This window comes from Pseudomonas sp. LAIL14HWK12:I10 (assembly GCF_900184205.1).
In the GTDB taxonomy this organism is placed as follows: domain Bacteria; phylum Pseudomonadota; class Gammaproteobacteria; order Pseudomonadales; family Pseudomonadaceae; genus Aquipseudomonas; species Aquipseudomonas kermanshahensis.
In genome coordinates, this window is record NZ_FXWU01000006.1 from 383,726 (window position 1) to 403,467 (window position 19,742).

General features: G+C 62.4%; 15 protein-coding genes, 4 tRNA genes and 1 pseudogene. 6 read left to right on the plus strand and 14 right to left on the minus strand.

The window, feature by feature from the left end; translation table 11 throughout:
- Positions 1 to 96: 96 nt before the first annotated feature.
- From clpX to QOS90_RS16320, 4 genes are all read right to left on the minus strand, one after another.
- Positions 97 to 1,380 carry an ATP-dependent Clp protease ATP-binding subunit ClpX gene (gene clpX / locus QOS90_RS16305; protein WP_033699106.1) on the minus strand — a complete coding sequence of 428 codons (1,284 nt, stop codon included), beginning with the start codon at positions 1,378 to 1,380 and terminating at the stop codon, positions 97 to 99.
- A gap of 108 nt (positions 1,381 to 1,488) precedes the next feature.
- Positions 1,489 to 2,130, minus strand: a complete 642-nt coding sequence (clpP, locus tag QOS90_RS16310) for an ATP-dependent Clp endopeptidase proteolytic subunit ClpP (RefSeq protein WP_027593952.1) — start codon at positions 2,128 to 2,130, stop codon at positions 1,489 to 1,491.
- 91 nt (positions 2,131 to 2,221) lie between these two features.
- Positions 2,222 to 3,535 (minus strand): trigger factor, encoded by a 1,314-nt coding sequence (gene tig / locus QOS90_RS16315; protein ID WP_085273229.1) that lies wholly within the window; start codon positions 3,533 to 3,535, stop codon positions 2,222 to 2,224.
- Between the two features lie 247 nt (positions 3,536 to 3,782).
- Positions 3,783 to 4,082: a DUF6388 family protein gene (locus QOS90_RS16320; RefSeq protein WP_027593954.1), complete on the minus strand. Its 300-nt coding sequence runs from the start codon at positions 4,080 to 4,082 to the stop codon at positions 3,783 to 3,785.
- 215 nt (positions 4,083 to 4,297) lie between these two features.
- Between QOS90_RS16320 and QOS90_RS16325 the strand changes: the two are divergent.
- Positions 4,298 to 4,653 (plus strand): annotated as a pseudogene (locus QOS90_RS16325) (type II toxin-antitoxin system RelE/ParE family toxin).
- Positions 4,650 to 4,952, plus strand: a complete 303-nt coding sequence (locus QOS90_RS16330) for a helix-turn-helix domain-containing protein (RefSeq protein ID WP_027593956.1) — start codon at positions 4,650 to 4,652, stop codon at positions 4,950 to 4,952. Before QOS90_RS16325 ends, QOS90_RS16330 begins: the two are co-directional and overlap by 4 nt.
- Positions 4,953 to 5,097: 145 nt before the next feature.
- On the opposite strand, the gene QOS90_RS16335 is transcribed toward QOS90_RS16330, so the two are convergent.
- The 4 genes from QOS90_RS16335 to QOS90_RS16350 all read right to left on the minus strand — a co-directional run bounded on the left by QOS90_RS16335 (position 5,098) and on the right by QOS90_RS16350 (position 5,539).
- Positions 5,098 to 5,173 (minus strand) — tRNA-His (locus tag QOS90_RS16335).
- A 36-nt stretch (positions 5,174 to 5,209) separates the two neighbouring features.
- Positions 5,210 to 5,294, minus strand: a tRNA-Leu gene (locus QOS90_RS16340).
- Positions 5,295 to 5,346: 52 nt separating this feature from the next.
- A tRNA-His gene (locus QOS90_RS16345) sits at positions 5,347 to 5,422 on the minus strand.
- A gap of 40 nt (positions 5,423 to 5,462) precedes the next feature.
- A tRNA-Arg gene (locus QOS90_RS16350) sits at positions 5,463 to 5,539 on the minus strand.
- 270 nt (positions 5,540 to 5,809) lie between these two features.
- Between QOS90_RS16350 and folD the strand changes: the two genes are divergently transcribed.
- Positions 5,810 to 6,664, plus strand: coding sequence for a bifunctional methylenetetrahydrofolate dehydrogenase/methenyltetrahydrofolate cyclohydrolase FolD (gene folD / locus QOS90_RS16355; protein ID WP_027593957.1), 855 nt, complete (start codon positions 5,810 to 5,812; stop codon positions 6,662 to 6,664).
- Positions 6,665 to 6,851: 187 nt separating this feature from the next.
- Here the strand turns inward: folD and QOS90_RS16360 are convergent, their stop codons facing one another.
- The 6 genes from QOS90_RS16360 to QOS90_RS16385 are packed head-to-tail and all read right to left on the minus strand — an operon-like array spanning position 6,852 to position 12,769.
- Positions 6,852 to 8,591, minus strand: a complete 1,740-nt coding sequence (locus tag QOS90_RS16360) for an ABC transporter substrate-binding protein (RefSeq protein ID WP_027593958.1) — start codon at positions 8,589 to 8,591, stop codon at positions 6,852 to 6,854.
- 37 nt (positions 8,592 to 8,628) lie between these two features.
- Positions 8,629 to 8,901 (minus strand): DUF2160 domain-containing protein, encoded by a 273-nt coding sequence (locus tag QOS90_RS16365; protein WP_027593959.1) that lies wholly within the window; start codon positions 8,899 to 8,901, stop codon positions 8,629 to 8,631.
- A 12-nt stretch (positions 8,902 to 8,913) separates the two neighbouring features.
- Positions 8,914 to 9,714, minus strand: coding sequence for a carbohydrate ABC transporter permease (locus tag QOS90_RS16370; RefSeq protein WP_027593960.1), 801 nt, complete (start codon positions 9,712 to 9,714; stop codon positions 8,914 to 8,916).
- Positions 9,715 to 9,717: 3 nt separating this feature from the next.
- On the minus strand, positions 9,718 to 10,581 hold the full coding sequence (locus QOS90_RS16375) for a carbohydrate ABC transporter permease (RefSeq protein ID WP_027593961.1): 864 nt from the start codon (positions 10,579 to 10,581) through the stop codon (positions 9,718 to 9,720).
- The gene (locus QOS90_RS16380) at positions 10,578 to 11,675 is read right to left on the minus strand and encodes an ABC transporter ATP-binding protein (RefSeq protein WP_027593962.1); all 1,098 of its coding nucleotides are present in this window, start codon (positions 11,673 to 11,675) and stop codon (positions 10,578 to 10,580) included. Before QOS90_RS16380 ends, QOS90_RS16375 begins: the two co-directional genes overlap by 4 nt.
- Positions 11,675 to 12,769: an ABC transporter ATP-binding protein gene (locus QOS90_RS16385; RefSeq protein WP_027593963.1), complete on the minus strand. Its 1,095-nt coding sequence runs from the start codon at positions 12,767 to 12,769 to the stop codon at positions 11,675 to 11,677. The genes QOS90_RS16380 and QOS90_RS16385 overlap by 1 nt, the downstream gene beginning before the upstream one ends.
- A gap of 223 nt (positions 12,770 to 12,992) precedes the next feature.
- On the opposite strand from QOS90_RS16385, the gene QOS90_RS16390 reads away from it, so the two are divergent.
- The 3 genes from QOS90_RS16390 (at position 12,993) to QOS90_RS16400 (ending at position 19,683) form a co-directional block, all read left to right on the plus strand.
- On the plus strand, positions 12,993 to 14,780 hold the full coding sequence (locus QOS90_RS16390) for a sigma-54-dependent Fis family transcriptional regulator (protein ID WP_097151339.1): 1,788 nt from the start codon (positions 12,993 to 12,995) through the stop codon (positions 14,778 to 14,780).
- A gap of 75 nt (positions 14,781 to 14,855) precedes the next feature.
- Positions 14,856 to 16,604 carry a dermonecrotic toxin domain-containing protein gene (locus tag QOS90_RS16395; RefSeq protein WP_256577391.1) on the plus strand — a complete coding sequence of 583 codons (1,749 nt, stop codon included), beginning with the start codon at positions 14,856 to 14,858 and terminating at the stop codon, positions 16,602 to 16,604.
- The gene (locus tag QOS90_RS16400) at positions 16,543 to 19,683 is read left to right on the plus strand and encodes an NEL-type E3 ubiquitin ligase domain-containing protein (protein WP_256577390.1); all 3,141 of its coding nucleotides are present in this window, start codon (positions 16,543 to 16,545) and stop codon (positions 19,681 to 19,683) included. Before QOS90_RS16395 ends, QOS90_RS16400 begins: the two co-directional genes overlap by 62 nt.
- Positions 19,684 to 19,742: the final 59 nt, after the last annotated feature.

Below are 19,742 nucleotides of genomic sequence, written 5' to 3' on the forward strand. Positions count from 1 at the left end.
CACGCTTGGGAAATTACAAGCGCTTGCGCAGGAAAAGCAGAAAGGGGCCCGTAGGCCCCTTTCTTGCTTGCAACCATCACCCAAGCATCACCTGAATCAGGCGTCGGGTGCGGCCTTGGCTTGCGGCTCGCTGTTCTCGTAGATCATCAGCGGCTGCGAAGTCCCTTCGATGACGCTCTCATCGATCACCACCTTGCTGACATCCTTCTGCGAAGGAATCTCGTACATGGTGTCGAGCAGCACGCCTTCGAGGATGGAACGCAGGCCACGGGCGCCAGTCTTGCGCTCCAGAGCCTTGCGAGCAACGGCCTTGAGCGCATCGCTGCGGAACTCGAGGTCGACGCTTTCCATCTCGAACAGCTTGGCATACTGCTTGGTCAGTGCGTTTTTCGGCTCGGTGAGGATCTGCATCAACGCAGCCTCGTCCAGCTCATCGAGCGTCGCCAGTACTGGCAAACGGCCGACGAACTCTGGGATCAGGCCAAACTTGACCAGATCGTCCGGCTCGACTTCACGCAAGGACTCGCCAACTTTCTTGCCTTCTTCCTTGCTACGTACTTCTGCACTGAAGCCGATGCCACCCTTGGTGGAGCGGTTCTGGATGACCTTTTCCAGGCCAGAGAACGCGCCACCGCAAATGAACAGGATGTTGCGGGTATCAACCTGCAGGAATTCCTGTTGCGGGTGCTTGCGCCCACCTTGCGGTGGAACCGAAGCAACGGTGCCTTCGATCAGCTTCAACAGCGCCTGCTGCACGCCTTCGCCCGAGACGTCACGGGTGATGGACGGGTTGTCCGACTTGCGCGAAATCTTGTCGATTTCGTCGATGTAGACAATGCCCATCTGGGCCTTTTCCACGTCGTAGTCGCACTTCTGCAGCAGTTTCTGAATGATGTTCTCGACGTCCTCACCCACATAACCGGCTTCGGTCAGGGTGGTGGCATCGGCAATGGTGAACGGTACGTTCAACAGGCGTGCAAGGGTTTCGGCGAGCAGGGTCTTGCCCGAGCCAGTAGGCCCGATGAGCAGGATGTTACTCTTGCCGAGTTCGACTTCGTCGCCCTTCTTGTCACGCTGGTTAAGGCGCTTGTAGTGGTTGTATACCGCTACGGCCAGCACCTTCTTGGCGCGCTCCTGACCAATCACGTACTGGTCCAGGATGCCGCTGATTTCTTTCGGCGAAGGCAATTTGTGCGCGCTGCTCTCGGCCTGGGCTTCCTGCACCTCCTCACGGATGATGTCGTTGCACAGGTCGACGCACTCGTCGCAGATAAATACCGAGGGCCCGGCAATCAATTTGCGCACTTCGTGCTGGCTTTTGCCGCAGAAGGAGCAATAGAGCAATTTGCCGCTGTCCTCGCCGTTACGGGTGTCAGTCATTCGATCGATCCAATCCGGTAGGCTTGCAACACAAGATGAAGGCAATTGCGGGCTTTTTCAAGTCCGCAGGTAGGCGCTTTCGGCACCCACCTGCTCTGGCCCCTGGGATCAGGAGGCCAGTTGCCGCTTGTCGTATACCGAGTCGATCAGGCCGTACTCGGCCGCGCGCGAGGCGCTCATGAAGTTGTCACGCTCGGTGTCGCGCTTGATGGTCTCCAGATCCTGGCCAGTGTGGTAGGCCAGCAGCTCGTTCAGACGCGCCTTGATATTGAGGATTTCCTGGGCATGGATCTCGATATCGGTAGCCTGGCCCTGGAAGCCGCCCAGCGGCTGGTGAATCATCACGCGCGAGTTCGGCAGGCAGTGACGCTTGCCTTTGGCACCGGCAGTCAGCAGGAACGCGCCCATGCTGCAGGCCTGGCCGATGCAGATGGTCGAAACATCCGGCTTGATGAACTGCATGGTGTCGTAGATCGACATGCCAGCGGTGACCGAGCCACCCGGCGAGTTGATGTACAGATGGATATCCTTGTCCGGGTTTTCCGCTTCGAGGAACAGCATCTGCGCAACGACGAGGTTGGCCATGTAATCCTCTACCGGGCCAACCAGGAAAATCACACGCTCCTTCAACAGGCGCGAGTAGATGTCGTAAGCGCGTTCGCCACGGGCGGACTGCTCGATAACCATCGGGACCAGGCCGCCTGCGGCCTGGATGTCAGAGCTCTGCTGAATATAAGAATTGCGGGACATGTCCTGCGCTCACTCCCAAATAGTCATGGCTTGAATACGCACAAGCCAGCGCGAAGGCTGGCTTGTGGGGGTTTCCTACGAGAGTAGCGTATTACTCGGCTTCGGCAGGTGCCTGGGCTGGTTTTACGGCTTCTTCGTACGAGACCGACTTGTCGGTCACAGTCGCTTTCTGCAGAACAGTATCTACAACTTGTTCTTCCAGCACAACCGAACGGACTTCGTTCAGTTGCTGGTCGTTCTTGTAGTACCAGGAGATGACCTGCTCAGGCTCTTGGTAAGCCGAAGCCATTTCTTCGATCATTTCGCGAACCTTGCCTTCGTCTGGCTTCAGTTCGAACTGCTTGACCACTTCAGCGACGATCAGGCCCAGGACCACACGGCGCTTGGCTTGCTCTTCGAACAGCTCAGCTGGCAGTTGCTCAGGCTTGATGTTGCCACCGAACTGCTGAACAGCCTGCACGCGCAGACGGTTGACTTCGTTTTCCAGCAGGGCTTTTGGCACTTCGATCGGGTTGGCGGCCAGCAGACCGTCCATGACCTGGTTCTTGACCTTGGCCTTGATTGCCTGACGCAGTTCACGCTCCATGTTCTTGCGAACTTCGGCGCGGAAGCCTTCCAGGGTCGATTCCTTGATGCCGAACTGAGCGAAGAAGGCTTCGTTCAGCTCAGGCAGCGCAGGGGCCGAAACGCTGTTGACGGTGATGGTGAACTCGGCGGCCTTGCCGGCCAGGTCCAGGTTCTGATAGTCCTCTGGGAAGGTCACGTTGACAACGCGCTCTTCGCCAGCCTTGGCGCCAACCAGGCCTTCTTCGAAGCCTGGGATCATGCGGCCGGAGCCCAGAACCAGTTGGGTGCCCTTGGCCGAACCGCCAGCGAACACTTCACCGTCGACCTTGCCGACGAAGTCGATGTTGACCTGGTCGTCGTTCTGCGCGGCGCGATCAACTTCTTCGAAGCGGGTGTTCTGCTTGCGCAGGACTTCCAGCATGTTGTCCAGGTCGGCATCAGCCACTTCGGCGCTCAGGCGCTCGACGTTGATCGACTCCAGGCCAGCAACGGTGAACTCTGGGAACACTTCGAAGATTGCGACGAATTCCAGGTCCTTGCCCTTTTCGAAGGACTTCGGCTCGACGGCTGGAGCGCCGGCCGGGTTCAGCTTCTGCTCGACCACGGCTTCGTAGAACGAAGACTGGACCAGATCACCGAACACTTCCTGACGGGCGTCAGCTTCGAAACGCTGACGGATCACGCTCATCGGTACCTTGCCAGGACGGAAGCCTGCAACCTTGGCACGACGGGCAGTCTGTTGCAGACGCTTGTTGACTTCGGTCTCGACGCGCTCGGCCGGGACGGCGATGGTCATGCGGCGCTCGAGAGCGGAAGTGTTTTCAACAGAAACTTGCATGGATATTCCTCGTTGCACAGACGTTAGCCGGCGTTAGCCCGACTCCAGAATCAAGGGCAAGCATTCTAGTGAGTCGCGCAGCAGAAGTCACCCCACTCGGGACGACGGGAAACCACGCCGGTCGATTAACTTGCAAGGCCCGCACGGCTTACCGCCGAGCCCCTTTCAATTGAGGCTGCGCAACGCCTTTGGCGACGCGCAGCCGTAATAACTTGTCAAACAACTGCTGCCTACGAAATCGCTTCCTTTATTGAGGGTCGATCTCGTTGAACTGGCAGTACTCTTCCCACGCCATGCCCAACGCCTCAGCGACCTCGCGATGGGTCTCCAGGCGCATGGCCTGCAGTTGCTCGGGGCTTTCGGCGATCAGTTGCAGCGCCAGCTCCCAAGGCTCGATGCCCTGCTCCTGCGCCGCATCTTCGAACGCCCACTCGAGCTGCTGAGCTTGCTCACGCGCATCCAACTCGCGGATTTCTTCGAGCAGTTGCGGATTGGCTTCGGCGAAGCGCTGCAGCGCCAGGGCCTGACGGGCTTCTTTTGCAATCATGGGGTTATCCTCTGCCGACCGCGGGGCCGGTGTTTCAACCGGCTGAAATCTATCAGCTTTTATTGGGGTGTCACCAGAGGATTACAAGGGGGTGCATGTAGATCCCACCCAAAAACCCCCACGTCAGAGACTGCGCCTACCAGGCCGTAGGAATACGCCTATACCGCGAGAGGGCTCCTGCAGGTTGAATGGAGTACCTTTTTTGGTACTATTCCATGAACAAGAAAATCATGCCACTGGAGGCTCACTTCTATCGCACCGAAGCAGGTAACGAGCCGGTACGCGATTGGCTGACCTCATTGCCCCGCACTTACAAGCACTTGATCGGCACCGAGATCAAAACAGTCCAAATCGGATGGCCAATCGGCATGCCACTCGTAAGAAAGCTTGAGAAAGACCTCTGGGAGATCAGGGTGAATCTCGTCGACACCATTGCCCGCGTGCTTTTCACCACAACAGGAAAGACGATGATCCTGCTCACGGCTTCATCAAAAAAAGCCGAAAAATACCCACGATCGACCTGGAAACTGCCAGGCAGCGTATAGCTGCACTAAAGAGGGATAACAGATGAACCCACACATCGGCTCCAACTTCGAAGACTTCCTGGCAGAGCAGGACCTCGCAGAAGAGGTTTCCGCAACCGCACTCAAACGCGTCATTGCCTGGCAGATAGCCGAGGCCATGAAAGCCAAAAAGATGAGCAAGAAGGCGCTGGCTGAACGCATGCACACCAGCAGAACAGCGATTGACAGAGCATTGGACCAGAACGACCCAGGTATGACACTGGCCACCCTGGCCAGTGCAGCCAGAGCACTTGGGCAGCGTGTGGAGGTGCGACTGGTGCCAGACAAGGAACACACCCCGGCATGAGCACGACCTGCCCCTGACCTGCCAGGCAAAAAACACGAAGAGGCCGCTGCAGGCAGCCCCTTCACAAAAAGACGCCCCACCCGCCAACATGAAACGCAAAAAACAAAGGCGCCCGATCTTACGATCAAGGCGCCTTCGAAAAATATGGGGTGGACGATGGGAATCGAACCCACGACAACCGGAATCACAATCCGGCGCTCTACCAACTGAGCTACGCCCACCATATTGCGGTGTTGCGGTACAACCTTACAGAAGCATGGTGCGGACGAAGAGACTCGAACTCTTACAGCTTGCGCCGCTGGAACCTAAATCCAGTGTGTCTACCAATTTCACCACGTCCGCGTAACGCTTAAAACAAAGGCGCCAGATACTATCAAGGCGCCTCTGTAAAATATGGGGTGGACGATGGGAATCGAACCCACGACAACCGGAATCACAATCCGGCGCTCTACCAACTGAGCTACGCCCACCATATTGCGGTACATCTACTTGCTTGCCTAAGCTGCCTGATGGCGCACCCGGCAGGACTCGAACCTGCGACCATCCGCTTAGAAGGCGGATGCTCTATCCAGCTGAGCTACGGGCGCATAAGCGATCAGCCTAACCGAACGATGCTTTAGCAGAGAACCGCTAAACCATTCATTCTGCCCGACTTTGCCAACCAGTGCTAGGCAGTGCCCGACAAGTGCGGCGAATGTTATAGTCGAGGCGCAGGGTCGTCAACATCTTTCTCAAAAAAATTTAAATTATTTAAGGGGTTAGGGGATTTGCCCGACCACCCGCCTTTGCCCTCGGGCCGTGTCGTGCGAGAATGCGCCCTCTTTATTGTTTCCTTCTCGATGGTTAATCACGCGTCTATGACTGCACACCTAATCGATGGCAAGGCGATCGCCGCCAGCCTGCGCCAGCAGATCGCTCAACGTGTCGTGGAGCGTCGCCAGCAAGGCCTGCGCACCCCAGGCCTGGCTGTGATCCTGGTCGGCACCGACCCCGCCTCCCAAGTCTATGTCTCGCACAAGCGCAAGGACTGTGAAGAGGTCGGCTTCATTTCCCAGGCGTTCGACCTGCCCAGCGAAACCACGCAGCAAACCCTGACCGACCTGATCGACCGCCTCAATGATGACCCGGCTGTCGACGGTATCCTGCTGCAGCTGCCGCTGCCCGCGCACCTGGACGCCTCGCTGTTGCTCGAGCGTATTCGTCCGGACAAGGATGTCGATGGCTTCCACCCTTACAACATCGGTCGCCTGGCCCAACGCATCCCGCTGCTGCGCCCGTGCACGCCCAAAGGCATCATGACCCTGCTCGAAAGCACCGGTCAGGACCTGTACGGCATGAACGCAGTGATCGTCGGCGCGTCCAACATCGTCGGCCGCCCCATGGCCATGGAACTGCTGCTGGCCGGCTGCACCGTCACTGTCTGCCACCGCTTCACCAAGGACCTGGCCGGCCACGTCGGCCGTGCCGACCTGGTGGTCGTGGCCGCCGGCAAGCCGGGGCTGGTCAAGGGTGAGTGGGTCAAGGAAGGCGCCATCGTCATCGACGTGGGCATCAACCGCCAGGAAGACGGCAAGCTGGTCGGCGATGTGGTCTACGAGACCGCCTTGCCGCGCGCGGGCTGGATCACCCCGGTGCCGGGTGGTGTCGGGCCGATGACCCGGGCGTGCTTGCTGGAAAACACGCTGTATGCAGCGGAAGAGCTGCATAAGTAACAAGGCGTGACATGAAAACGGCACCTGCTGCAGGTGCCGTTTTTTTTGCCTGAAGGTTTTAGGCTCGCTGCACCGGCCTCTTCGCGGGTAAACCCGCTCCCACAAGTTCGGCACCTGTCTTCAAGACAGCGATGAACCTGTGGGAGCGGGCTTGCCCCGTGAAGAGGCCAACGCGGTCATCAGCCGATTACTTGCGCGCTGCCTCCCACGACTTCAGCAACTCGGTGTAGCTCACCGTCTCGCCCTTGGGCTTCTCGTTAGCCAGCTTCGGCTTTGGCGCACCCGGCTGGTCATACCAATACTGGGCATCCTTTTCCGGATTGAGCTTCGGTGCACAGGTCGCCTGTGCGTTGGAACGCTGCAGCCGTTCCATCATGCGGTCCTGATCGCGGGCCAGGCCATCCAGCGCCTCCTGCGGGGTCTTTTCGCCACTGGCCACTTCGGCGATATGGCTCCACCACAACTGCGCTAGCCGCGGGTAGTCAGGCACGTTGGTGCCGGTGGGCGTCCATTGCACCCGCGCCGGGCTGCGGTAGAACTCCACCAACCCACCCAGCTTGGGCGCAAGGTCCGTCATGGCCTGGGAGTTGATGTCCGACTCACGAATCGGCGTCAGGCCGACGATGGTCTTTTTCAGCGACACGGTCTTGGAGGTTACGAACTGCGCATACAACCAGGCGGCCAGGCGTTGCTTCTCCGGGGTGGATTTGAAGAAGGTCCACGACCCCGTGTCCTGATAGCCCAGCTTCATCCCCTCCTCCCAATACGGCCCCTTGGGCGACGGCGCCATGCGCCACTTCGGCGTGCCATCGGCATTGACCACCGGCAAGCCGGGTTTTGTCATGTCGGCGGTAAAAGCCGTGTACCAGAAGATCTGCTGGGCAATGTTGCCTTGGGCCGGCACCGGGCCCGCTTCAGAGAAAGTCATGCCCTGGGCTTCCTTGGGCGCGTAGGCACGCATCCAGTCCACGTACTTCTGTGTCGCATAGACCGCCGCGGGGCCGTTTGTGTCACCGCCTCGGGTAACGCTCGAGCCCACCGGGTGGCAGTCCTCGACGCGAATCCCCCACTCGTCCACTGGCAAACCATTGGGCAGGCCTTTGTCGCCACCACCGGCCATCGAGAACCAGGCATCGGTGAAGCGCCAGCCCAGCGAGGGGTCTTTCTTGCCGTAGTCCATGTGGCCGTACACGCGCTTACCGTCGATTTCCTTGACGTCTTCGGTGAAGAATTGGGCGATGTCCTCGTAGGCCGACCAGTTCACCGGCACGCCCAGTTCATAGCCGTACTTCTCCTTGAACTTGGCTTTCAGCTCAGGCCGCTCGAACCAGTCGGCACGGAACCAGTAAAGGTTGGCGAACTGCTGGTCAGGCAGTTGGTAGACCTTGCCATCCGGCGCGGTGGTAAAGGAGATGCCGATGAAATCTTTCAAGTCCAGCGTCGGCGAGGTGTAGGCCTTGCCCTCGTTGGCCATCAGGTCAGTGATCGACTCGACCTTGCCGTAACGAAAGTGCGTGCCGATCAGGTCCGAATCGTTGACCCAGCCGTCATAGATGTTCTTGTCCGACTGCATCTGTGTCTGCAGCTTCTCCACCACGTCGCCTTCCTGCAGCAGGTCGTGGGTCAGCTGGATGCCGGTGATCTCGCTGAATGCCTTGGCCAGCACCTTGGACTCGTATTCATGGGTGGTGATGGTTTCCGACACCACGTTGATCTTCATCCCACGAAACGGTTCGGCGGCCTTGATGAACCACTTGAGTTCGGCCAACTGCTGCTCTGGGGTCAGGGTCGACGGTTTGAACTCACTGCCGATCCACTTGTTCGCCGCGTCTTCGTACTGGTCGGCCCACGCCATCCCGTGCACGCTGGCCAGCACCAGCAACGCGGCCAGGGTCAAATGTCGCCGTTTATGATTGTTGTGGAACATTGTGATCTCCCGATTGAGTTATTCCCGGAGCCGTCGCTCAGCCCCAGCGCAACACCACCACGAGCCAGCCCAGCGACAGCAGCGAGGCCACCCACAAAGGCCAGTCGCTGACCCCGACTACCAGCAAGTGCAGGTAGGCGCTGGCCAGCAGGCCGATGAACAACCGGTCGCCACGGCTGGTGACGATCGGCAGGAAGCCGCGCCGCTCCACGCAGGGGCGGCGCAGTTCAAGCAGGGTCATGCACAACAGCAGCATGCCGACGGCCGCGAAGAACAGCGCCGTGGGCAAGGTCCAGGCCATCCATTCCATGTGCTCCCCTCCTCACACTCGGCCGAGGGCAAAGCCCTTGGCGACATGGTTGCGGACAAACCAGATCACCAGCATGCCGGGCAGGATGGTCAACACCCCGGCCGCCGCCAGCACGCCCCAGTCAATCCCCGAAGCGGACACGGTTCGGGTCATCACCGCTGCGATAGGTTTGGCGTTCACCGAAGTCAGGGTGCGCGCCAGCAGCAGTTCGACCCAGGAAAACATGAAGCAGAAAAACGCCGTCACACCGATGCCGGAGCCGATCAGCGGAATGAAGATCTTCACGAAGAAGCGCGGGAAGCTGTACCCGTCGATGTAGGCCGTTTCGTCGATCTCTTTCGGCACCCCCGACATGAAGCCTTCAAGAATCCACACCGCCAGCGGCACGTTGAACAGGCAGTGGGCCAGCGCCACGGCAATGTGCGTGTCGAACAGGCCAATCGAGGAATACAGCTGGAAAAACGGCAGCAAGAACACCGCCGGCGGTGCCATGCGGTTGGTCAACAACCAGAAAAACAGATGACGGTCGCCGAGGAAGCGATAGCGCGAGAAGGCATAGGCCGCCGGCAACGCCACCGCCAACGAAATGACTGTGTTCAGGCACACGTAGTACAGCGAGTTGATATAGCCGCTGTACCAGCTCGCATCGGTAAAGATCACCCGGTAGTTGTCCAGCGTGAATGCCTGCGGCCACAGGGTCAGGCCGCCAAGGATTTCGGTGTTGCTCTTGAACGACATGTTCAGCAGCCAGTAGATCGGCACCAGCAGGAAGAAGAAGTACAGCAACAGGGGCACTGCTTTGCGCGCGCTCATGGCCTAGTCCTTGTCGGCGTGCGTCATGGCGGTATAGAACAGCCACGACACCAGCAGGATGATCAGGAAGTACACCAGCGAAAACGCCGCGGCCGGCCCCAGGTCGAACTGCCCTACCGCCATGCGCGTGAGGGTCTGGCTGAGGAAGGTGGTGGCGTTGCCGGGCCCACCACCGGTCAGCACGAACGGCTCGGTGTAGATCATGAAGCTGTCCATGAAACGCAACATCACCGCAATCAGCAGCACGTTCTTCAGCTTTGGCAGCTGAATATGACGGAACACTGCCCAGGCCGAAGCCCGGTCGATGCGGGCAGCCTGGTAATAGACATCCGGGATGGCGCGCAGGCCCGAATAACACAGCAGCGCCACCAGCGACGTCCAGTGCCAGACGTCCATCACCAGCACCGTGAGCCAAGCATCGAACGGGTCGCCGGCATAGTTGTAGTTGACCCCAAGCTTGGCCAGCGTGGCACCGAGCAGGCCGATGTCGGCGCGGCCGAAGATCTGCCAGATGGTGCCGACCACGTTCCAGGGAATGAGCAGTGGAATAGCCATCACGATCAGGCAGATCGAGGCCATGCGCCCCTTGGTCGGCATCGTCAAGGCGATGGCGATGCCCAATGGAATTTCGATCAGCAGCACGCAGCCGGAATAGATGAACTGGCGCAGCAAGGCATCGTGCAAGGCCGGGTCGCGCAACACCTGGCGGTACCAGTCGGCACCGACGAAATAGCGGTTGGACTGGTCGAAGATGTCCTGCACCGAATAGTTGACCACGGTCATCATCGGCACCACGGCGCTGAACGCCACCAGCACGAACACCGGCAGTACCAACCACCACGCCTTGTTGTTGCGCACCTTGTTCATGGTCCGGCCTCCAGCAGTACATCGTCGACATACAGCATCAGCCACTGGCTCGGCAGGGTGACCCAGGCCTGCCCCGCCGGCAGCGGGCGATCCTCGCCCAGGCGCGCCTTGAGCGTGGCGCTGCCGAGCTGGAAGGTGACGATGCGGTAGGTGCCCAGGTCTTCGATATCCAGCACCTGCACGGCAAACGCGTTGTCGAGCGGGCTGTCCCAAAGCTGCACGAACTCCGGCCGGATGCCCACTTGCAGGCGCCCGCCGGTGGTTGCTGCCAAGCGTTCGCGCAGGCCTTCGGGCAGCGTCAAGTGCAAGCCGTCAAAGCTGACGCCATCGGCTTCGGCACGCACGTCGATGAAGTTCATGCCGGGGCTGCCAATGAAGTAGCCGACAAAGGTGTGCCGCGGGCGCTCGAACAACTCGCGCGGGGTGCCGAACTGGACGATGCGCCCGCCGTGCATCACCGCGATCTTGTCAGCGAAGGTCGAAGCTTCCAACTGGTCGTGGGTGACGTAGATCATGGTGATGTTGAACTGCTCATGGATCTGCTTGAGCTTGCGCCGCAGCTTCCACTTCAGGTGCGGGTCGATCACCGTCAACGGCTCGTCGAAGAGGATCGCCGAGACGTCATCGCGCACCAGGCCACGGCCCATCGAAACCTTCTGCTTCTCGTCGGCGCTGAGGTTTCGCGCCTTCTTTTTCAGCACAGCGGACAGGTCGAGTACCTCGGCGATCTCTTCGACCCGGGCACGTACCCTGCCCTCGTCCACGCCCTGGTTTCGCAGGGGGAAGGCCAGGTTGTCGAACACCGTCATGGTGTCGTACACCACCGGAAACTGAAACACCTGGGCGATGTTGCGCGCCTGCGGCGACAGCGCGTTCACGGGCTTGCCGTCGAACAGCACGTCGCCATGGGAGGGCGTAAGCAGCCCCGAAATGATATTGAGCAAGGTCGACTTACCGCACCCCGAAGGCCCGAGTAAGGCATAGGCGCCGCCTTGCTCCCACACATGCTCCAGCGCGTGTAGGGCGTAGTCCGCCTCCGAGGTCGGTTGACGGCTGTAACTGTGCGCCAGCTGGCGCAGGCGGATCTCGGCCATCAGCGACTCCTCGCCTGACGCACGCCTGGAGCCTGCACCAAGGCCCCGGCAGCGTCGAAGACAAACAGCTTGTGCGTGGGGATGAACACGCGGATCGGGGTGTCCACCTGGTACTCGTGCACACCCGGCAGGTGCAGGGTCATCCGCCAGTGTTCATTGCGCACGTGAAGGAAGGTTTCCGAGCCACTGATCTCGGCCAGCTCCACCAGCACCGCCAGCTCCAGGTCATCATCATGGGTCGGCACCAGGGTGATGTGGCTGGGGCGCACGCCAAAGCGGTAGTCCCCCTCGCCCAGGCGCTGCAGGTCGGCATTGCGGGCAAAGTGCACCGCCTGCGCCAGGCTCACCTCGTTGCCGGCGATGCGCCCAGGCACCAGGTTGATTGGCGGCTCGGAAAACAGCTCGGCGGCCAGCACGCTGCTGGGCTGCTGATAGACCGCAGCGGTCGGGCCGCTCTGCACGATGCGCCCCTCATGCAGGATCGTCGTGGTGCCGCCCAGCGCCAGCGCTTCGTTGGGTTCGGTGGTGGCGTACACGGCAATGCAATTACGCGCCGCAAACAACGCCCGTAGCTCCTGGCGCAGGCCTTCACGCAGCTTGTAATCGAGGTTGACCAAGGGCTCATCGAAGAGGATCAGCGAGGCGTCCTTGACCAGCGCCCGGGCCATCGCCGTGCGTTGCTGCTGGCCGCCGGACAGCTCCAGCGGCAACCGCTGCAGGTAGGCTTCGATGCGCAGCATCTCGGCGGTTTCCTGCACCCGCCGGCGAATTTCCGATTCGGCCAGGCGCGCCTGGCGCAGGGGCGAGGCGATGTTTTCGTACACGCTCAAGGTCGGGTAGTTGATGAACTGCTGATACACCATCGATACGTTACGCAGGCGCACCGGCACCCCGGTGACATCGTTGCCGTCCAGCAGCACACGGCCCAAGTCCGGGCGGTCGAGCCCGGCCATTAAGCGCATCAGGCTGGTCTTGCCGGCCAGGGTGCGGCCGAGCAAAACGTTGAACGAACCCGGCTCGAAACGCAGGGACGCATCGACGATGCAGGCCTGGTTATCGACACTGCGGCTGACCTGCTCCAGCACCAAGGACATGGCGTGGCCTTTTTAGGATTGTTGTCCGCTGGGCAGAGCGAGTTTCGTGCCAGCCCGGCCTGAACGCTCTGCCGCACGCCCTCACCGCGCAAGGTCAGCCATGGCCTGTTCACAGCTGAACACATTCGCTGGACAACTGAACACGCCAAGGTTTGACAATGAACAACGGTGGACGACACTGAACAGCGGTCGGCTGATAACAACAATCACACAGGACAGGCCCATGGCCGCATCCGCTTCGCCGCATGCCCAACTGATCCAGGCATCCTGGGCGCGTTGTCGCGACCACGGCCTGCAACCGCAAAGCCCACCCGATTTCGATTGCCTGCCGCCGGCCGAACTGAGCGCCCTGCTGGAGCGCCGCCAGGCCCTGCTGCGCCTGACACGCGATGAGGTGCTGCCGCAATACGCACACCTGCTGGGCAACGCCAGCTACCTGGTGATGCTGGCCGACGCCGGTGGCTGCCTGCTCGACAGCTGGGGTTCGCGGCGCTTCGTCGACCCGCGCCAGCGCCACGGCTTCAGTGCCGGCGCACACTGGCACGAGCGCGGCGTCGGCACCAACGCACTCGGCACGGCGCTGGTCTGCGCCGAGGCAATTCATGTGGGCCAGGATGAACACTTCCTGCGCCAGAACCGCTACCTGTGCAGCGCTGCGGCGCCGGTGTTCGATGGCGAACGGCAGCTGGTCGGCGCGCTCGATGTGGCCAGCGACGGGTACTTGCCTGCCAGCCAGACGCTCGGCCTGGTACGGATGATGGGCCAGAGCCTGGAGAACCGTTTGATACTGGCGCAGCATGCCGACCACCACGCCCAACTGCTGTTCAACAGCGCCTCCGACAACCTCGACAGCCCCTGGGCGGGCTTGCTGGTGTTCGATGAGCGCGGCCAGGTCATTGCGGCCAATCACCGAGCCGACAGCCTGCTCGGTGACAACCCGCTGCGGCAAAACCTCGAGCAACTGTTTCAAGTCCCGTTGCAGCAGTTGCTAGCCCTCCCGCCGCAACAGCCCTTCGCCTTGCAGGCCGCCGGGCGCCACCGCTTCCACTGCCAGTGGCAAGCGCCGCGCCACGGCCCCAAACGCCCGGCCCCTGGCCCTGTCGACCCACGCCTGGACAACGCCTTGGCCCAGGCCAGCCTGTTACTGGAAAAAGACATCCCGGTGTTGATCCAAGGCGAAACCGGGGTTGGCAAGGAAGTCTTCGTCGAGGCCCTGCACCGCGCCAGCCGCCGCGCCGGGCAGCCGCTGATTGCAGTCAACTGCGCGGCGATCCCCGCCGAGCTGGTCGAGTCGGAGCTGTTCGGCTATGACAAAGGGGCCTTTACCGGCGCCCACCACAAGGGCAACCCCGGGCTGATCCGCAAGGCCGACCACGGCATCTTGTTTCTCGACGAAATCGGCGACATGCCGCTGCCGACCCAAGCCCGGCTGCTGCGCGTGTTGCAATCGCGCAGCATCCAGCCATTGGGCAGCGGCGAGCCGGTGACCGTGGACATCCGCGTGGTTTCGGCCAGCAACCGCGACCTGGCCGAAGCCGTGCGCAACGGGCAGTTTCGCGAGGACCTCTACTACCGCGTGGCCGGGTTGACCCTGGTGTTGCCCGCCTTGCGCGAACGCAGTGATCGACGCGCGCTGATTGAGCAGGTGCACGCCCGGCACCTCGCCCCCGGGCAACCCCGGCAACTGCTCCCGCACATACTCGACCTGCTGTTGCACCACCCCTGGCCAGGTAACCTGCGCCAGCTCAACAGCGTAGTGCAGGTGGCGCTGGCCCTCGCTGGCAGCCAGCCCATCGGCACCGAACACTTTTCAGCGTGTTTCCTTGCCCAGGCCGGCACACCTCGCGCATGCTCGCCACCCGCCCCTGCCACGGACCTGGCCAACCTGCTACACAGCTGCGGCGGCAACATCTCATCGCTGGCACGCCTGCTCGGCATCAGCCGCACCACCCTGTACAAACGCTTGCGTGAACAGGGGCTCGAACCCGCCCACCTGCAGGGTGGGCGTTGAAGGTGCTATCAGCATACTGAAGCCGGGCTAATGCGGGTCATTACCCTCGCTGCTCCAACCTGTCAGGAGCAGCCCATGAGCCATTTGCACCCCCATCACGTAGCCCTGATTCAACAGCGCCTGCCCGGCTGGCTTCGCCAGACTTCCCCGCATCAGCGCGAGGCCCTGAAAACCCACTTGCTGCACAGCCACCGCGCCACACGCGCACTGCAGAAGGCCCTTGCCCCGCTGCAATCGGTAGAGGCGTTCTGCCGACCGTTGTTGAAGGACGCACTCGCTCACTGGTACCCCGGCGTGTCGCTGCCCCCACTCGATACCACCGTGTTGACCGAGCGCACCACGGGCCACCTGCGCAGTCGGTCCTGGCTGGAAGCTGCCCTGCAGAATCTGCAAGCGGACACGCCGGTACGCCTCTATGCCAACCAGGATGCGCCTGAACTGGAACAGCTCGACACCGTGCGATTCGTGAAAGGCGTACGGCGCCTCGACCTCGGCCAGCGCTACCTGGACCACCTGCGCGAGCACGTCGACACTGCTGATTTTCGCGCGTTGCTGGGTGAGCAGGACCGTGCCGCCTTCGCGGCCGAATTGTTATCAGCGCGGCTGCAAGGGCACATCGACAGCCGCGGCGAAGCCTTGGGCGAGGCCGCGCTTGCCGGCGCGCGCGAGGTACAGACGCTCAGTGGGGCGATGCGCCTGCAATGTGGCTACCTGAGCCTGCTCGGTTTCCCGCTGAGTGGCGCCCTGCTGCTGCGACTCGAGCCACACGGGCAGACCGAGCCGTGCCTGCTTTACCTGCCTGGGGACACCCAAGGCGCCCTGCACCAGTACTCGTCCTTGCAGGCCGTCGGCATAGCACTCACGAAGCGGCTATGGGAGGAGCCTTTTCGTGTGTATTTCAAACGCTTTGTCAGCCACGCGCAGCAACCCGCCTTCGCTGCGCGTTTGCGGCACACACTCTACCCGCGCTACCCCTACGCAGCGCTGTACCCGACCCCGCCTACACTGGAGAAAGGTGAGTCATTCAACTGGATCAACCGGCTGTTCCCCTCGCCCCACGACCTGTGGCAAGAAACCCTGGACAAGAACGCCCGCCTGCCACTGGACTTCACGCCGTGGCCCAGCGAATGCTTCACCGCCAGGGCCAGCAACCAGGTGCAAACCACCTTGGCAGATGCCGTGACACTGGCTGTGCCCACGGCGCAGTTCGACGCGGCGGCGCAAACTGCCCGGCTGCTCGGTTGGCTGGGTGTGGGGCTGACTGTACTGAATGTGGCCAGCTTTTTCGTGCCCGCCTTGGGCGAGGTGATGCTGGTGGTCGGCGGGGCGCAAATCGTGGGCGAGTTCCTCGAAGGCGTCCATGCGCTGAACGAAGGCGAAACCGAGGCCGCCATCAGCCATCTGTTCGGTGTGCTCAACAGCCTGCTGCAGGTTGCGGCACTGGGTGCCGTGCACAGCGCGGTCCAGCTGGCAGGCCCCCTTGAAAACTGGACACGCCTCCCCGGCAGAACAGGCCAGCGCCTGTGGCACGGCGACCTGCGCCCCTTCACCCGCGAGGCGCCCTGGCCGCCAGGCACCCCTGGAGCGGATGGCTTGCACCACTGGCAGGGCCAACCGTGGATCAACTTGGAGGGCAAGGCCATGCCGCTGGAAAAAGCCCCCGACAGTCGCTGGCAGCTGGCACACGCGAAAGGCCATCAACGCGCCCCTCGCCTGCTCGGCAATGGCCAGGTGCCGTGGTTGCTGGAGCACGAAACAGCCCTTGGCGTGGGACGCGGCCAAACTGCTGCGGCGCATCGCCAACAGCGGCCCGGCGGTGAGTGATGAAACCCTGCTGCGCGCACTGCGCTGCAGTGGTTTCAGCGAAGCAGCCGTGCGCCGCGTGGTGGTCGATCAGGAAGCCACCCCCGCCCTGCTTGTCGACTGTTTGCAAGCACTGGGCGCCACCGATACCCCCACAGCGGCCAGCACCGACGCCATCACGCTGCTGCTTGGCCGGGACTTCCCGTCCCTTAGCCGCAGAGCCAAGGCCGAGATCCTTGCCAATACCCGTACCAAGGACCTGGCCCTTGGCCAACGAAAGGGCCGATTGCCGCTCTCGGTAGCCGAAACAGCCCGCGCCTACCAGCACGAAGCCCGTCTGGACCGCGCGCTGCTGCGCTTTTATCAGCACAGCGGCCCGGTGCAGGACCGTGATGCCCTGGCCGTGGGTTTTCTGCGACGGCTACCGGGTTGGACGGGCGAGGTGCACCTCGAATTGCGAGAGGGCAACCTGCAAGGCCCACGACTGCAGGGCACTAACGCCCGGGGACGAGCCGGCAAAACCGTGGTGCGCGATGATCGGGGCTACCAACCCTACGACGAACACGGCCAACCGCTGGCCGGCCACACGACGCTCTACCAGGCCATTCTCAACGCCCTGCCTGACAGCGAGCGCATCGCCCTTGGCTTGCAGATACATGACCCTCTGCCCTTGCGTGACGCCCTGTTCGAACAGGCCGCCGGCAACCGCACGTACGCCGCCAAGCAATTAGGTATGGCGCCTGTGCGCACCCTGTATCGGCGGCCCACACGGCTCGCGCCGGGCGGCCGTGTCGGTTACCCCCTCAGCGGCCGTGGCCGGGGCTGGCTGAATGACGACGAGCTGTTCGACACGCTGTACCCCAGCCGCCACTCCGGTGACCGCGAGTGGCTGCGCCAGCGCTTGCGCCAAGAGGCCGGTGATAGCCCAGGCGCCTTTACCCGGTTGCTCGAACAGTTGCGCGAAGCGTACCAGCGCCTGAACACCACGCTGGATGGCTGGGTAAATGACACAGAAGGCCTGGCGGTGGACACCCTCGAACAGCGCACCGCTGCGCGGACGGAGGCCGCACGGCGCATACGCCAGGCCTGGCGCAGGGAGGGCGTGGAGGCCGATCAGCTGGACTTGGTACTGGAAGCCCAGGACCTGGGCGCATTGCCGACCTTACCTACGCGCCTGGAGCACGTCCGGTGGCTGACGGTCGTCGACTCACCCCATGGCGAAGCGATCAACCTCGATGGCTTCCTGCAGGCCTTCCCTGGCGTGCGCAACTTGGACCTGGCCAACAACAGGCTGCGGTTACTGCCTGGCGCCCTGGCCCAGATGACCGAACTGGAAACCCTGGACCTGCAGTGCAACATCGTGGCTTTGCAGGAGGCACGCAATATCGATCTACTGACGCGCCTGCCCCGCCTGCAGCGGCTCAACCTCTCTGGCGGCCTGGAGAGCCTGCCTGTCGCCGCTCTGCAGCGGCTCGGCCAGTTGCAGCACCTGTACGCGCTGAGGGCCGACTTGAACAGGCTCGCGCTGCAAGCCGAACACTTCGAAGCGTTGCAAGGCTGGCCCGCGCTGACCGAATTGAGCCTGGGCTCGTGCGAGATCACCCTCACCGCAGAAAGCCGCGCGGCGCTGGGCCGCCTCAACCAGCTGCACTCGCTGCGCTTAGGGGATAACCCACTGCAATTGACACCCGACGTGACCGGCTGGCAGCACTTGCATACCCTCGACCTCGACCGCGTCGGTATCACCCAATGGCCCGAAGGCCTGCCAGGCTTGATGAACCAACGCCCACTCGTGCTGCGCTCGCTCGACCTCAGTGGCAACCGGTTGGTCGATGCACCCGAATTGCACGACACGGCGTTCGCTGAAGCGATACGCAACGGGGATGAAGGCACCTATTACGACTTCGACGACAACCCTTTCAGTGAGCAGGCCCAACGCAGCCTGTTCGGCGCAGGGCTGACGGCCATCCCAGACATGGAAGCCCTGGAGGGCGAAGCCTGGGTGATCGAATTGCCCCCCGCGCTTGAGTCACACCGCGAGGCCAATGCCGAAGACGCTGAGTGGGCGCCCGTGTACCGCCTGACCGAACGCATGGCGCAAACGCCGGAGTACCTGGCTAACCCGGTGCGCACGCGTGAGCGCATCGTGCATGTACTGCGCACGCTCACCCGCGAAGACGTCGGTGACGCGGGCTGGGGCCTCGCCGAGCTGCGTGAGCAAGTACTCATCGAGATCAACGACGCAGCCGAGGCCTGCGTGGACCAGGCCAGCCTGCTGTTCCAGCGGGTCGAAACGCAGGTGTCGGTATGGCGTAGCGTGGCTGCCGCGCACCCCGGCGCCACCGACGAAGCGGTCGCTGTGTCCGTCGCCACTGGCCTGGCCCGCCAGGGCCGCCTGGATGAACGCATAGGCGCCCTGTACAACGCTCGCCGGGCACGCCGGCAGGCCTTGAGCGATGCGCAAAACGACAGCGAACGCCAGGCCGCACCAGCCCTGGTGGCGGAAGACGACTTGAGCGATGCGCACCTGAGCGACCCGCAAACCCCGCCCGACGAAATTGAAATCGCCCTGGTCGCACGCATCGCCCTGCGCGAACGCCTGGGCCTGCCCGAACAACCTGGGCAGATCGCCTTCGGCTACCTGGCGCAACTGAGCGAGGCCACCCTGCAACGCCTGGCCCTGGCAGTCGAAACTGAGGCGGATGCTGCCTTCCTGGCACGCTGGGCGAGCGAGCAACGCTTCTGGCGCGCCTGGGTTCGGCGGCTACGGCCTGAGCCATTCGAAACGCTCGCACGTGACTGGGAGGCCGCCTCGGAGTACTACACCGAGTTGAGTGAACCCACCACCGCGCCCGGTGCCTACCGCGGGCCCGCTGTTCCGTTGGCGTTCATCACCGCGCTGGAGCGCGAGACCCACACCGTACCGGGGCTGGCATGGCGGGTGGAGGGCACCTTGCAGCGCATCGACCTGGTGTCGGGGCGCTACAGAGGCGAAGACGAGCTTTACGCGCTGGCTGGCCGCCTGCTGCTCAGCACCCGCCAGCAGGCGCGAGACCAGCTCTACCGGCAGTTGACCCAGGCTCTGTTCCAGGCCGGCTGACGTACAGCGGGTGGCAGGCCCCCTGCAGGGCGTGTCGCCCGCAGCCGATTCGGCTGCAA

Coding starts and splice junctions, on each gene's coding strand:
- clpX (WP_033699106.1), bottom strand. CDS start 1,380: ATGACTGACACCCGTAACGGCGAGGACAGCGGCAAATTGCTCTATTGC.
- clpP (WP_027593952.1), bottom strand. CDS start 2,130: ATGTCCCGCAATTCTTATATTCAGCAGAGCTCTGACATCCAGGCCGCA.
- tig (WP_085273229.1), bottom strand. CDS start 3,535: ATGCAAGTTTCTGTTGAAAACACTTCCGCTCTCGAGCGCCGCATGACC.
- QOS90_RS16320 (WP_027593954.1), bottom strand. CDS start 4,082: ATGATTGCAAAAGAAGCCCGTCAGGCCCTGGCGCTGCAGCGCTTCGCC.
- QOS90_RS16330 (WP_027593956.1), top strand. CDS start 4,650: ATGAACCCACACATCGGCTCCAACTTCGAAGACTTCCTGGCAGAGCAG.
- folD (WP_027593957.1), top strand. CDS start 5,810: ATGACTGCACACCTAATCGATGGCAAGGCGATCGCCGCCAGCCTGCGC.
- QOS90_RS16360 (WP_027593958.1), bottom strand. CDS start 8,591: ATGTTCCACAACAATCATAAACGGCGACATTTGACCCTGGCCGCGTTG.
- QOS90_RS16365 (WP_027593959.1), bottom strand. CDS start 8,901: ATGGAATGGATGGCCTGGACCTTGCCCACGGCGCTGTTCTTCGCGGCC.
- QOS90_RS16370 (WP_027593960.1), bottom strand. CDS start 9,714: ATGAGCGCGCGCAAAGCAGTGCCCCTGTTGCTGTACTTCTTCTTCCTG.
- QOS90_RS16375 (WP_027593961.1), bottom strand. CDS start 10,581: ATGAACAAGGTGCGCAACAACAAGGCGTGGTGGTTGGTACTGCCGGTG.
- QOS90_RS16380 (WP_027593962.1), bottom strand. CDS start 11,675: ATGGCCGAGATCCGCCTGCGCCAGCTGGCGCACAGTTACAGCCGTCAA.
- QOS90_RS16385 (WP_027593963.1), bottom strand. CDS start 12,769: ATGTCCTTGGTGCTGGAGCAGGTCAGCCGCAGTGTCGATAACCAGGCC.
- QOS90_RS16390 (WP_097151339.1), top strand. CDS start 12,993: ATGGCCGCATCCGCTTCGCCGCATGCCCAACTGATCCAGGCATCCTGG.
- QOS90_RS16395 (WP_256577391.1), top strand. CDS start 14,856: ATGAGCCATTTGCACCCCCATCACGTAGCCCTGATTCAACAGCGCCTG.